This is a genomic window from Cytobacillus firmus, from assembly GCF_023612095.1.
GTDB lineage: Bacteria > Bacillota > Bacilli > Bacillales > Cytobacillaceae > Cytobacillus.
On sequence record NZ_CP086235.1, the window covers coordinates 1,282,070 to 1,295,798 of the forward strand.

Annotated in this window: 12 protein-coding genes; 11 read left to right on the top strand and 1 reads right to left on the bottom strand. The window is 42.1% G+C overall.

All coding sequences use genetic code 11. The annotated features are described in order from the left end of the window. The first annotated feature begins 17 nt into the window (after positions 1-17). From LLY41_RS06405 to deoC, 11 genes are all read left to right on the top strand, one after another. Positions 18-362 (top strand): YqxA family protein, encoded by a 345-nt coding sequence (locus LLY41_RS06405; RefSeq protein WP_095245634.1) that lies wholly within the window; start codon positions 18-20, stop codon positions 360-362. A gap of 195 nt (positions 363-557) precedes the next feature. Beyond that, positions 558-2,393: a translation elongation factor 4 gene (gene lepA / locus LLY41_RS06410; protein ID WP_095245635.1), complete on the top strand. Its 1,836-nt coding sequence runs from the start codon at positions 558-560 to the stop codon at positions 2,391-2,393. Positions 2,394-2,513: 120 nt separating this feature from the next. Further along, on the top strand, positions 2,514-3,647 hold the full coding sequence (gene hemW, locus LLY41_RS06415; protein ID WP_304587203.1) for a radical SAM family heme chaperone HemW: 1,134 nt from the start codon (positions 2,514-2,516) through the stop codon (positions 3,645-3,647). Positions 3,648-3,768: 121 nt separating this feature from the next. Continuing rightward, positions 3,769-4,800, top strand: a complete 1,032-nt coding sequence (gene hrcA / locus LLY41_RS06420) for a heat-inducible transcriptional repressor HrcA (RefSeq protein ID WP_095245637.1) — start codon at positions 3,769-3,771, stop codon at positions 4,798-4,800. A 94-nt stretch (positions 4,801-4,894) separates the two neighbouring features. Then, entirely contained in the window at positions 4,895-5,506 is a 612-nt protein-coding gene (gene grpE, locus LLY41_RS06425) for a nucleotide exchange factor GrpE (RefSeq protein ID WP_095245638.1), read from the top strand. Between the two features lie 25 nt (positions 5,507-5,531). Beyond that, on the top strand, positions 5,532-7,361 hold the full coding sequence (dnaK, locus tag LLY41_RS06430) for a molecular chaperone DnaK (RefSeq protein WP_095245639.1): 1,830 nt from the start codon (positions 5,532-5,534) through the stop codon (positions 7,359-7,361). 100 nt (positions 7,362-7,461) lie between these two features. Beyond that, positions 7,462-8,583 (top strand): molecular chaperone DnaJ, encoded by a 1,122-nt coding sequence (gene dnaJ / locus LLY41_RS06435; RefSeq protein WP_095245640.1) that lies wholly within the window; start codon positions 7,462-7,464, stop codon positions 8,581-8,583. 20 nt (positions 8,584-8,603) lie between these two features. Then, the gene (gene prmA, locus LLY41_RS06440) at positions 8,604-9,542 is read left to right on the top strand and encodes a 50S ribosomal protein L11 methyltransferase (RefSeq protein WP_095245641.1); all 939 of its coding nucleotides are present in this window, start codon (positions 8,604-8,606) and stop codon (positions 9,540-9,542) included. A 129-nt stretch (positions 9,543-9,671) separates the two neighbouring features. Continuing rightward, a complete protein-coding gene (locus LLY41_RS06445; RefSeq protein ID WP_095245642.1) occupies positions 9,672-10,421 on the top strand; it encodes a 16S rRNA (uracil(1498)-N(3))-methyltransferase in 750 nt (249 codons plus the stop codon). 6 nt (positions 10,422-10,427) lie between these two features. Then, positions 10,428-11,780: a tRNA (N(6)-L-threonylcarbamoyladenosine(37)-C(2))-methylthiotransferase MtaB gene (gene mtaB / locus LLY41_RS06450; protein ID WP_095245643.1), complete on the top strand. Its 1,353-nt coding sequence runs from the start codon at positions 10,428-10,430 to the stop codon at positions 11,778-11,780. Positions 11,781-11,948: 168 nt separating this feature from the next. After that, the gene (gene deoC, locus LLY41_RS06455; protein WP_095245644.1) at positions 11,949-12,620 is read left to right on the top strand and encodes a deoxyribose-phosphate aldolase; all 672 of its coding nucleotides are present in this window, start codon (positions 11,949-11,951) and stop codon (positions 12,618-12,620) included. A gap of 34 nt (positions 12,621-12,654) precedes the next feature. Here the strand turns inward: deoC and LLY41_RS06460 are convergent, their stop codons facing one another. Further along, on the bottom strand, positions 12,655-13,575 hold the full coding sequence (locus tag LLY41_RS06460; RefSeq protein ID WP_095245645.1) for a Na/Pi symporter: 921 nt from the start codon (positions 13,573-13,575) through the stop codon (positions 12,655-12,657). Between the last annotated feature and the right edge of the window lie 154 nt (positions 13,576-13,729).

Sequence of the window (13,729 nt, forward strand, 5' to 3'; positions counted from 1 at the left end):
TAATAGGATGATGCGGAATGAAAATGTTTATGCTTAAAGCTCTTTTTCTGGCAGCGCTTATGTTTGTCTCAGTGTTATTCGGAATGCAGCAGGCAAATGAAGGAATTCACAGAATGAAGGGATTCCATGACGGAGATTTCAAAAGTGCCCTGACCATAAAAGAAACCAACGAAGGCGAAGTCCAGGCTTCTGTCCTGGGGAGTGATGTGTCAAGCCATGATCTTCAGAAGAAAAGGGAAAAACTTGAAGAAATGAAAGCATATAATTTCTTTTCTTCCTTAGGAAAAAGCATATCCGAAGGCATATCAGAGCTTACAGAAAAATCGGTCGCAATCATCACAGACTTAATAACAGGGAAATAGGCTGCTCAGGTGGGCAGCCTTATTTTTTGGAAAATTAGCGGCTTAAAGCTTAGCATTGAATCTTCACAAACCTACTGATATAATCAAAAATAGTGTATAAACTAAAAGGACTATTTTAAAATTGATCACACTTAGCTCCAGGCGCCTGTTTAAGGCGCTTGCGCTTTTCTATAGTAGGAGTTGAAATAATAAACAATGAACAGAGAAGAGAGACTAAAAAGGCAAGAGAAAATTAGGAATTTTTCGATCATCGCCCATATTGATCATGGTAAGTCGACTTTGGCCGACAGAATTCTTGAAAAAACCAATGCGCTGACTTCACGCGAAATGAAGGACCAGCTCCTTGATTCCATGGATCTTGAAAGGGAGCGCGGCATTACGATCAAGCTGAATTCCGTTCAGTTAAATTATAAAGCGAAAGATGGAGAAATATACACTTTCCATTTAATAGATACGCCGGGACACGTCGATTTTACATATGAAGTATCCCGAAGCCTTGCAGCATGTGAAGGAGCCATTCTGGTTGTGGATGCAGCTCAGGGTATTGAAGCGCAAACTCTTGCCAATGTTTATCTGGCACTGGATAACGATCTTGAGATTCTTCCAATTATTAATAAGATCGACTTGCCAAGTGCGGATCCGGAAAGGGTTCGAAATGAGATCGAAGAAGTTATCGGCCTGGATGCATCTGAAGCAGTACTGACTTCAGCAAAGGCTGGAATCGGAATAGAAGAAATTCTTGAACAGGTCGTTGAAAAAGTACCTGCTCCAGTAGGGGATCCGGATGCCCCATTAAAGGCTCTTATATTTGATTCCCTTTATGATGCCTACCGGGGTGTAGTAGCCTATATCCGTGTGGTCGAGGGTACGGTAAAAGTAGGGGATAAAGTTAAAATGATGGCAACCGGCAAAGAGTTTGAAGTCACAGAGGTTGGCGTGTTTACGCCAAAATCAACGCCATTGCCTGAATTGTCAGTTGGAGACGTAGGGTTTTTGACTGCTGCAATCAAAAATGTTGGGGATACACGTGTGGGTGATACCATTACAAGCGCGAAAAACGGTGCTGCAGAAGCTCTACCTGGATACAGAAAGATGAACCCGATGGTTTATTGCGGACTTTATCCAATTGATAGCGCTAAGTTCAATGACCTGCGTGAAGCGCTTGAAAAGCTGGAGCTGAATGACTCTGCCCTGCAGTTTGAACCGGAAACTTCCCAGGCACTCGGCTTTGGATTCCGCTGCGGTTTCCTTGGATTGCTTCACATGGAAATCATTCAGGAGCGCATTGAGCGTGAATTCAAAATTGATCTGATTACAACAGCACCTAGTGTTATCTATGATGTTATCATGACAGACGGCACTGAGGTTAAAGTGGATAACCCTTCCAATATGCCTGACCCTCAGAAGATTGACCGTGTTGAAGAACCTTATGTAAAAGCTACAATGATGGCCCCGAATGATTATGTGGGTGCCATTATGGAACTTTGTCAGCTAAAGCGCGGCATCTTTATTGATATGCAATACATGGATGAAACCAGAGTTAACATTATCTATGAATTACCTTTATCGGAAATTGTTTATGACTTCTTTGATCAGCTGAAATCCAATACAAAAGGATATGCCTCTTTTGATTATGAATTAATTGGATACAAGCCATCGAAACTTGTTAAGATGGATATTCTGTTAAATGCAGAAAAGGTAGACGCATTGAGCTTCATCGTTCATAGGGATTTTGCTTATGAAAGAGGAAAAGTTATCGTTGAGAAGTTAAAAGAGCTAATTCCCCGTCAGCAGTTTGAGGTTCCTATTCAAGCTGCGGTGGGCCAGAAAATTGTAGCCCGCTCAACCATTAAAGCCATCAGAAAAAATGTATTGGCTAAATGTTACGGCGGAGACATTTCCCGTAAGCGTAAATTATTGGAGAAGCAGAAAGAAGGTAAAAAGCGGATGAAGCAGGTTGGTTCTGTTGAAGTTCCGCAGGAAGCTTTCATGGCCGTTTTGAAGATGGACGATAATACCCCTAAAAAGTAAAATATTTGATTTGTTTTAAGAGGTTAGATATGCTGTCATAATAATAACAGCACTAGCCTCTTTTTATTTAGGAAACTGCTGTATATGAATGTTGATTGAATGATGAAAGTAGTGAAATAAATGATTAAAGCAGCTTATATACACATCCCCTTTTGTGAACATATCTGCCATTACTGTGATTTTAATAAAGTGTATTTGAAGAACCAGCCGGTTGGAGAATATCTTGACTCTCTTGATAAAGAGATGGATCTTGTTTTGAAAGAAACACCGGCAGCGCGCCTGGACTCTATCTTTGTAGGGGGCGGGACACCCACTGCGCTGAACGGGAAACAGCTTGAACAGCTTTGCAGCACAATTAAACGCCAGCTGCCCTATGACTCTTTCACAGAATATACATTTGAAGCTAATCCGGGAGATCTCTCTAAGGAAAAGCTTCAAATATTGCATGATGCCGGAGTCAACAGGCTCAGCTTTGGTGTCCAGACCTTCAACGATGAACTCTTAAAAAGAATTGGGAGGTCACACCGGGCAAAAGATGTTTTTCAGTCAATTGCAGCTGCTAAACAAGTAGGTTTCGATAACATCAGCATCGATCTGATATACAGTCTTCCCGGTCAAACACTTCAGGACTTTAAAGATACACTTGAAACATCATTTACCTTGGATATTGATCATTATTCAGGCTATTCTTTGATCATTGAGCCCAAGACGGTATTCTATAATTTGATGAGAAGAGGGAAACTGCCGACACCCGGAGAAGATGTGGAAGCTGAAATGTATGACTTATTAATAGAGCAAATGGACAAACATGGATTTGCCCAATATGAAATCAGCAATTTTGCCAAGCCTGGCTATGAGAGCAAGCATAATATCACTTATTGGGATAATGAATGGTACTTCGGCTTTGGGGCAGGTGCGCATGGCTATGTTAATGGGCTTCGTCGTTCAAACCACGGACCTCTGAAAAAATATATGGAGCCAATTGAAAAGGGCCAGCTTCCGATCCTTGAAGAACATAGGGTGCCTCTGGAAGAACAGATGGAAGAGGAAATGTTCCTTGGACTGAGAAAAACTGAAGGTGTCTCAATTAGTCGTTTTAAAGAGAAATTTGGCAAAAACCCGCTGGAGCATTTTGAAGTTCAGATAAAACAGCACACCGATAAAAAATTAATTATTGCCGGGGAAGAGCATATTAAATTGACAAGACGAGGACGATTTCTTGGAAATGAAGTATTTCAGTCCTTTATAGGGTAATCTGCCTGAGGATTGCTTCAGGAAAAAAGGAAGCCAAATTATTGACACTGCACGTATGATTTGATAATTTATTAGTAGAATTAGCACTCGGGGACAAAGAGTGCTAACAGAGGTGATAACTGTGTTAACTGATCGTCAATTATTAATTTTTCAAGTAATTGTTGATGATTTTATTCATACTGCACAGCCTGTAGGGTCGAGAACTCTGTCGAAAAAAGAAGAAATTTCTTTTAGTTCCGCAACGATCAGAAATGAGATGGCTGATTTAGAGGAACTTGGGTTTATTGAGAAAACACACACCTCATCGGGGAGGATTCCATCTGAAAAAGGGTACCGCTACTATGTGGATCACCTTTTATCCCCGCAAAAATTAAATCAGCATGATATCCACAAAGTACAATCGATCTTTGCTGAAAGAATTTATGAGCTGGAGAAAATTGTTCAAAAATCGGCAAAAATTCTATCTGAGCTGACTAATTATACATCCATAGTCCTTGGGCCAGCAGTAAGGGATAACAAACTGAAGAGAATTCAGATTGTTCCTTTGAATAAAGAAACAGCGATAGCAATTATTATCACAGATACAGGCCATGTGGAAAACAGAATGTTCCACTTGCCGGAAAATATTGATGCAGGTGATTTGGAAAAGGTCGTGAATATCCTTAATGACCGTCTTGCCGGTGCGCCATTGGAAAGTCTGAACAATAAGTTATATAAAGAGGTTGCCGTGCTTTTAAGGCATCATATCAATAATTATGATGTAATGCTGAATTCAATTGCCGATACAATAAAGATACCGGCCTATGATAAGCTTTTCTTTGGCGGTAAAACAAATATGCTCAGCCAGCCGGAGTTTCATGATATTGAAAAGGTTAAAAACCTTATGAATATGATTGAGCAGGAAAAAGGCATATATGATTTACTCAGTAAAAACAAGTCAGGGATCAATATCAAAATCGGCCGGGAAAATAATAATTTAGCAATGGAAAACTGCAGTCTGATAACAGCAAGCTATTCAATCGGCACCGAACAGCTCGGCACAATTGCCATTCTGGGCCCTACCAGAATGGAGTATTCAAGAGTCATCAGCTTATTGAACTATATCAGTGCAGACTTATCATCTGTTTTATCCAAGTTGTATCAAAACAGATGATGGTGGAGATATTGATTAAGGGTGGAAAAACCTTTCCACTCCTTTCCTTATGTTTTTTATTTTATAATCCAGCTATTCTTTAAGGGAGGTGAACATGTTGGCAGAAGAGAAAGAGACATTGAGCCATGAATTAAATGAACAAACCAACGAACCTGAAGGAACTGAAAATGAGGCTCCTATTGAAGAGGTATTTGCAGAGTCTCATGAAGCAGAAGCAGATCCTGATGAGGGAACTGATTCAGACCTTACAGCAGCAAATGTAAAAATAGCTGAATTGGAAGGTAAGCTGGAAGAGGCTGAAAATCGCATCTACCGTCTTCAGGCTGATTTTGAAAATTCACGGCGCCGTGCAAGGCTGGACCTTGAAGCGTCTGAAAAATATAGAGCACAAAGCTTAATCTCTGATTTGCTGCCTGCGCTAGACAATTTTGAAAGAGCACTTCAAATGGAAGCTGGAAATGAACAGGCTAAATCTATTCTACAAGGAATGGAAATGGTTTATCGAAGCTTAGTGGAGGCTATTAAAAAAGAAGGCGCAGAACAGATTGAGGCAGTTGGGAAAGAATTCGACCCTCATATGCACCAGGCTGTTATGCAGGTAGAAGATGAGAATTTTGATTCCAATACCGTGGTCGAGGAATTCCAAAAAGGCTACAAGCTAAAGGATCGGATCATTCGTCCATCAATGGTTAAAGTAAATCAATAACTACATATTTGGGGAGGCAAAGAACATGAGCAAAATTATCGGAATCGATTTAGGTACAACAAACTCATGTGTCGCTGTACTTGAAGGCGGCGAACCGAAAGTAATTCCAAATCCGGAAGGCAACCGTACAACACCATCAGTTGTAGCGTTTAAGAACGGCGAGCGTCAGGTTGGTGAGGTGGCAAAGCGCCAGTCTATTACAAACCCGAACACGATCATGTCCGTTAAACGCCATATGGGTACAGATCATAAAACAGAGGTTGAAGGAAAGGAATTTTCTCCACAAGAGGTTTCTGCTATTATTCTTCAATATTTGAAATCTTATGCAGAAGACTATCTTGGCGAGAAGGTTACTAAAGCGGTAATCACAGTTCCAGCATATTTCAACGATGCTGAGCGTCAGGCAACAAAGGATGCAGGCCGAATTGCCGGCTTGGAAGTTGAACGAATCATCAACGAACCGACTGCCGCAGCGTTGGCATATGGACTGGATAAAATGGATGAAGACCAGACAATTCTTGTTTATGACCTTGGCGGCGGTACTTTTGACGTCTCTATCCTTGAACTTGGCGATGGTGTATTCGAAGTAAAATCCACTGCCGGGGATAACCGTCTTGGCGGTGATGATTTTGACCAGGTAATTATTGATTACCTCGTTGATCAATTCAAAAAAGAGAACGGCATCGATCTTTCTAAAGATAAAATGGCTCTGCAGCGTTTAAAAGATGCTGCTGAAAAAGCGAAAAAGGATCTTTCCGGTGTAACTTCAACACAAATTTCACTTCCGTTCATCACTGCCGGGGAAGCTGGACCTTTACACCTGGAAGTAACACTTTCAAGAGCTAAATTTGAAGAGCTGTCAGCAGATCTTGTTGAACGTACAATGGGACCTACACGCCAGGCATTGAAGGATGCTGGTTTGACTCCTTCAGAAATCGATAAAGTTATCCTTGTCGGCGGTTCAACACGTATTCCGGCTGTACAGGAAGCAATCAAAAAAGAAACAGGAAAAGAACCGCACAGAGGAGTTAACCCTGATGAGGTTGTAGCTATGGGTGCAGCTATTCAGGGCGGTGTCATCACTGGTGATGTTAAGGATGTTGTCCTTCTGGACGTAACACCTTTGTCTCTTGGAATTGAAACAATGGGCGGAGTGTTCACTAAGCTGATTGAACGCAATACAACTATTCCAACATCAAAATCCCAGGTGTTCTCAACTGCTGCTGATAATCAGTCTGCTGTTGATATCCATGTCCTTCAAGGGGAACGCCCAATGGCAGCGGATAACAAAACACTTGGCCGTTTCCAGCTAGGGGATATTCCTCCAGCTCCGCGCGGTGTGCCTCAGATCGAAGTGTCTTTTGATATCGATAAAAATGGTATTGTAAACGTACGCGCTAAAGACCTTGGCACAAACAAAGAGCAAGCCATCACAATCAAATCATCAACAGGATTATCTGATGAGGAAATTGAAAAAATGGTAAGAGAAGCTGAAGAAAATGCTGAAGCTGATAAGAAGCGTAAAGAAGAAGTTGAACTCCGCAATGAAGCGGACCAGCTGGTATTCACTACTGAAAAGACTCTAAAAGATCTTGAAGGCAAAGTGGATGAAGCAGAAGTGAACAAAGCAAATGAAGCTAAAGATGCACTAAAAGCTGCAATTGAGAAGAACGATCTGGATGAAATCCGTACTAAGAAAGATGCTTTACAGGAAGTTGTCCAGGCGTTAACAATGAAGCTTTATGAGCAGGCTCAGGCTGCTCAGGGAGCTCAGGGCGCAGAAGGTGCTGAAAACAAAAATGATGACGATAACGTTGTAGATGCTGAGTTCGAAGAAGTTAAAGACGATAAATAATTTCTGAATCTTTTAAGTCAAAGTCAGGTCTTTCTTGGCTTTGGCTTTTATTTTTGATACAATAATCTTTATGTGAAATGAATCGGGGAGAGTGGTAATCATGAGTAAAAGGGATTACTATGAGGTTCTCGGAATCAGCAAGGGTGCATCCAAGGATGAAATTAAGAAGGCTTATCGAAAGCTTTCAAAAAAATATCATCCTGATATCAACAAAGAGCCTGATGCAGACGAGAAGTTCAAGGAAGTTAAAGAAGCATATGAAGTCCTAAGCGACGATCAGAAAAAATCGCATTATGATCAATTTGGCCATACGGACCCTAATCAGGGCTTTGGAGGAGCCGGTTTTGAAGGTTTCGGCGGATTCGAAGACATTTTCAGCACCTTCTTCGGAGGAGGCGGATCACGCCGGCGTGATCCTAACGCCCCAAGACAGGGTGCAGACTTGCAGTACACCATGTCCTTAACCTTTGAGGAAGCAGTATTCGGCAAAGAGACCGATATTGAAATTCCGCGAGAAGAGACATGTGAGACCTGCAGCGGTTCAGGAGCGAAGCCGGGAACTAAGCCGGAAACATGCCGTCATTGTCATGGGTCAGGTCAGTTGAATGTTGAACAAAATACGCCATTTGGCAAGATCGTAAATAGAAGAGTTTGCCACTACTGTAATGGTACCGGTAAAGAAATTAAAGAGAAGTGCACAACCTGCCGTGGAGCAGGTAAAGTGCAAAAACGCAGAAAGATACACGTGAAAATTCCTGCAGGCATTGATGATGGCCAGCAGCTTCGCGTAGCAGGCCAGGGGGAACCAGGTTTTAACGGAGGACCTCCAGGCGACCTTTATGTTGTATTCCATGTGCGGTCTCATGAGTTCTTTGAGCGTGATGGCGATGATGTTTATTGTGAAATGCCTATAACATTTGTGCAGGCTGCCCTTGGCGATGAAATCGAAGTGCCGACACTGCATGGGAAAGTAAAACTTAAAGTCCCTTCAGGCACTCAGACAGGAACCAAATTCCGTCTGAAAGGAAAAGGTGTACCAAATGTAAGAGGATACGGAACAGGAGATCAGCACATTATTGTTCGTGTCATTACTCCGACAAAGCTGACCGAAAAACAGAAGCAGCTTTTAAGCGAGTTTGCTGAAGTCAGCGGAACAGTCCCGCAGGGAGAACATGAAGAAAGTTTTTTTTCTAAAGTAAAACGAGCCTTTAAAGGTGAATAAAGGAATGGGAGTTGGTAGTAGTGAAATGGTCAGAAATCAGTATTCATACTGCAAATGAAGCTGTTGAACCGATTTCGAATATTTTGCATGAAGCCGGAGCAAGCGGAGTTGTAATAGAGGATCCTTTAGAACTTGTAAAAGAAAGAAAGGATCAATTCGGTGAAATCTACCAGCTCAATCCGCAGGACTATCCTGAGGAAGGCGTTATTGTAAAAGCATATTTGCCAGTAAACAGTTTCCTTGGGGAAACCGTTGATGAAATTAAAGAAGCAATCAATAACCTCATTTTATTTAACATCGATATTGGCGCAAATAAAGTCAGCATTAGTGAGGTAAATGAAGAAGAATGGGCTACTGCCTGGAAAAAATACTATAACCCCGTAAAAATTTCAGAACGCTTCACCATTGTCCCAACCTGGGAGGATTATACACCTGTCAGCAGTGATGAACTTATCATAGAGCTTGACCCGGGCATGGCCTTTGGAACTGGGACACACCCCACAACGGTTATGTGTATCCAGGCCCTTGAAAGAACAGTAAAACAGGGTGATAATGTTGTAGATGTAGGAACAGGCTCGGGTGTCTTAAGCATTGCTGCAGCTATGCTGGGTGCCGGGAAGGTAAAAGCTCTTGATCTTGATGAAGTCGCAGTAAATTCAGCTAAATTAAATATTAAGCTGAATAAAGTGCAGGATATAGTGGATGTATCACAAGGGAATCTGCTCGATGGTGTCAGCCAGGGAGCAGATGTGGTCGTTGCCAACATCCTTGCAGAAGTAATTCTCCGCTTTACAGATGATGTTGCCTCAGTCGTAAGGGAAGGCGGATACTTCATCGCTTCAGGCATTATCCAGCAGAAGAAGCAGGAAGTAAGAGATGCTATTTCCGCTGCAGGGTTTGAAATAGAAGAGACCATCCAAATGGAAGATTGGGTTGCCATTGTCGCAAGGAGAAAGTAATTAGAAAAACTCCGGTTCCTCGGGATGAGAGGGGCCGGTGTTGGATATACCGTAAAAAGGGGGTAAATAGCTTACCCTCCTTTTTACAGTTGAAAGGATCTTGAACAGGTAAGGAAGAGGGTGCCGATTGTGCAGCGGTATTTCACAGGAAATGCAGTTAAAGATAAGTACTTTCATATTACAGGAGAAGACCGTCATCATATAGTGAAGGTAATGCGCATGAAAGAAGGCGGCAAAATTATCTGTGTCGATCCATCTCAAAATAGTGCACTTTGCTCAATTGCAGAAATTACCGATGAACATGTGGCTGCAGAAGTTGTACAATGGATTGAAGGATCTTCTGAGCTGCCTGCAGATATTACTATTGTGAGCGGACTGCCTAAAGGGGATAAGCTGGAGTGGATCATTCAAAAGGGCACTGAGCTGGGAGCGCGCCGTTTTATCCCTTTTACTTCAGCTCGTTCAGTAGTAAAATGGGATGCGAAGAAATCAGTGAAAAAAGCAGAGAGATGGCAGAAGATTGCTAAAGAAGCTGCTGAACAGTCACATAGGAGCATAGTGCCGGAAGTTCTTGCACCGCTTGATTTAAAGTCATTGCTGAAAATATCAGCTGATTATTCATATAAATTGATTGCCTTTGAGGAAGAAGCGAAACAGGGAGAGGACACTGTGCTCTATAAAACACTTTCTTCCATGAACAAAGGAGAATCACTTTTAGTTGTATTCGGACCTGAAGGCGGTCTTGCAGATAATGAAGTCTCATTGCTGCTCGAAGCAGGCTTTCTTGCCTGCGGTTTGGGACCGCGTATTTTAAGGACAGAGACAGCGCCTCTCTATTTGCTGTCAGCTGTTTCCTATCATTTTGAATTAATGGGGTGAATATAGATGCCTGCAGTTGCATTTCATACACTTGGCTGCAAAGTCAATCATTACGAAACAGAAGCCATTTGGCAGCTGTTCAAAGAAGCTGGATATGAACGGACAGACTTCGAATCCGTTTCAGATGTATATGTGATTAATACATGTACGGTTACAAATACCGGTGATAAGAAAAGCCGTCAGGTAATCAGAAGGGCAATCAGAAAAAACCCTGATGCCGTTATCTGTGTAACAGGCTGTTATGCACAAACCTCACCTGCCGAAATTATGGCAATCCCTGGAGTTGATATTGTTGTAGGGACTCAGGATCGGGTAAAAATGCTTGAATATATCGAGCAATACAAACAAGAACGGCAGCCAATCAATGGTGTCGGAAACATCATGAAGAACCGTGTCTACGAAGAGCTCGATGTGCCGGCATTTACAGATCGGACACGTGCTTCCCTTAAAATACAGGAAGGCTGCAATAATTTCTGCACATTCTGTATTATTCCCTGGGCGCGCGGCTTAATGAGATCAAGAGACCCGAAAGAAGTAATCCGGCAAGCTCAGCAGCTGGTTGATGCCGGCTATAAAGAAATCGTCCTGACTGGAATCCATACAGGCGGATATGGCGAAGACATGAAGGATTACAACCTGGCTATGCTTCTTACGGATTTGGAAGATCAGGTGAAAGGTCTTAAACGTTTAAGAATCTCCTCAATTGAAGCCAGCCAAATTACCGATGAAGTTATTGAAGTTATGGATAAGTCCAAGGTCGTGGTAAGGCATCTGCACATTCCTCTGCAGTCAGGCTCAAATACGGTCCTTAAAAGAATGCGCCGCAAGTATACCATGGAATTCTTTGCAGAGCGTCTCGAGCGCTTGAAGGAAGCTCTTCCAGGCTTGGCTGTTACATCTGATGTTATCGTAGGCTTCCCGGGGGAAACAGAAGAAGAATTTATGGAAACCTACAACTTTATTAAAGAGCATAAATTTTCCGAGCTTCATGTATTCCCGTATTCAAAGCGTACTGGAACGCCTGCGGCAAGAATGGACGACCAGATCGATGAAGAAGTAAAAAATGAGCGTGTTCATCGCCTGATCGCCTTGTCAGATCAGCTTGCAAAAGAATATGCAGCTCAGTACGAAGGTGAAGTTCTCGAAGTGATCCCGGAGGAAAGCTTTAAGGAAAGCAGTGACAGCAATTTATTTGTCGGATACACTGACAATTATTTAAAAATCGTCTTCCCGGCAACAGAAGAAATGGTCGGCCAGATCGTAAAAGTAAAAATCACAAAAGCCGGCTACCCATACAATGAAGGTCAATTTGTAAGAGTCCTTGATGAATTGAACGAAACAGAAGAGGCGGCAGTCTAAAGGAATTACCTTAGGGTAGTTCCTTTTTTTTGATAAATTTATTAATATCTTTTGGGAAAACTACTTTCGAAAACGATTACAAAAAATATAAATAGTGCTCGATATTTTATTATCTAAGTGATATTATGTAAGAGGTACGTACAACTGTTTTTAAAAGGAGTAGTTAAAATGACAAATAACGTAGCAAAAATGATCGATCATACATTACTTAAAGCCGATGCAACAAAAGACCAAATAGAAAAAATCTGTGCGGAAGCTAAAGAATACAATTTCGCGTCTGTTTGTGTTAATCCGACATGGGTTAAACTCTCAAGCGACCTGCTTAACGGAACCGAAGTGAAGGTCTGCACTGTAATCGGATTCCCGCTGGGAGCTTCCACACCTGAAACAAAAGCATTTGAAACAAAGAATGCCATTGAAAACGGTGCAACAGAAGTGGATATGGTCATCAACATTGGCGCTTTAAAAGGCGGAGACAATGAGCTGGTTGAACGGGACATCCGTGCGGTTGTTGATGCTGCAAAAGGAAAAGCATTAACCAAGGTTATTATCGAAACTTGCCTTTTGACTGAAGAAGAAAAAGTTAGAGCATGTGAACTTTCTGTAAAAGCAGGTGCTGACTTTGTAAAAACATCTACAGGATTCTCAACAGGCGGCGCAACTGCTGAAGATATTGCCCTAATGAGAAAAACTGTCGGACCTGATCTTGGCGTAAAAGCTTCGGGCGGAGTAAGAAGCGCAGAAGATGCACAGAAGATGATTGAAGCAGGTGCAACGAGAATCGGAGCGAGCTCCGGCGCTGCTATTGTCAACGGTTTAACAAGCGATTCGGATTACTAAGAAAATGCCGGGATTTCCCGGCATTTTTTATTTTTTATCGGCCGTGCAGTCTAATGACAAACCTTCCAAACTGATTTGCAAATGGAAGAACAAGCAGTGAAGATATTACATTAAATAAAACACTGATATGCGCAAGCTGCACATCCGGTGAACTGGCTGCACTCTCACCGAAAACAGCAAGGGCATGAATAAAAGGATAAAAGGCCGCCACACCCATACAGTTCAGCCAAATATGGGCATAGGCAGTCAGTTTTGCTTCTTTTCCTGAACCGATGGATGCTAAATATGCGTCTACGCATGTACCTATATTAGATCCAAGCATTATGGCAATGCCCGTATCCAAATCCATTGCGCCAGCAGTTAAAAACCCCATTATAATGCCAGTTGTTGCTGTGCTTGATTGGATGATAGCCGTAAGGACAATTCCGGCAGCCACAGCGAATAAATAATTCCCATCCAAAGTAAGCAGCCAATGGTTGACCATATCATTATCTTTCACAGAACCAGCAAGATATTCAAACCCGCGCATTGCTGCAAAAACCGCTGATAATCCAAGCACTGCCAGACCGGAGCTACGCAGGCTCTTATTCTTCATTACAGCGAGGATGCTCCCGGCAGCAGCAAGCGGAACAATATATGACTCAATATTAAAAGTGATTAACTCTGTCGTAAATGTTGTACCTATGTTGGTTCCTAATATGATGCCAATCGTCTGGGGAAAAGTCAGCATCCGTGCAGAAACCATTCCGATTGTTATGATCATTACCGCTGAACTGCTCTGCAGGACAGCTGTCACGATTGTGCCCATAACAGTGCCTTTCCAAGGTGAATTAGTCATAACTGCCAGCCAATTCTTTAATGAATCGGCAGATAAATTAAATAATCCCGATCTTAAGAGTGTCATACCATAAATAAATAACCCAATGAGCAGAAAAAATAATAAAAGCTGGACCAATCATTCACCCCCTACATTTAATACTATGGGACACCCTGCTGGGACATGCTTATGTGCAAAAAAATGTTTAGCTTGTCAAAAATGGGGTACTAAATAAGCACAATCTATAAAAATCAATCCCGCAGCAGGCTAATTACTGTTGACCTTGATAAGC

Excerpts from the sequence above, each read along its gene's own strand:
- LLY41_RS06405 (WP_095245634.1), top strand. The coding sequence starts at position 18 with ATGAAAATGTTTATGCTTAAAGCTCTTTTTCTGGCAGCGCTTATGTTT.
- lepA (WP_095245635.1), top strand. The coding sequence starts at position 558 with ATGAACAGAGAAGAGAGACTAAAAAGGCAAGAGAAAATTAGGAATTTT.
- hemW (WP_304587203.1), top strand. The coding sequence starts at position 2,514 with ATGATTAAAGCAGCTTATATACACATCCCCTTTTGTGAACATATCTGC.
- grpE (WP_095245638.1), top strand. The coding sequence starts at position 4,895 with ATGTTGGCAGAAGAGAAAGAGACATTGAGCCATGAATTAAATGAACAA.
- dnaK (WP_095245639.1), top strand. The coding sequence starts at position 5,532 with ATGAGCAAAATTATCGGAATCGATTTAGGTACAACAAACTCATGTGTC.
- dnaJ (WP_095245640.1), top strand. The coding sequence starts at position 7,462 with ATGAGTAAAAGGGATTACTATGAGGTTCTCGGAATCAGCAAGGGTGCA.
- mtaB (WP_095245643.1), top strand. The coding sequence starts at position 10,428 with ATGCCTGCAGTTGCATTTCATACACTTGGCTGCAAAGTCAATCATTAC.
- deoC (WP_095245644.1), top strand. The coding sequence starts at position 11,949 with ATGACAAATAACGTAGCAAAAATGATCGATCATACATTACTTAAAGCC.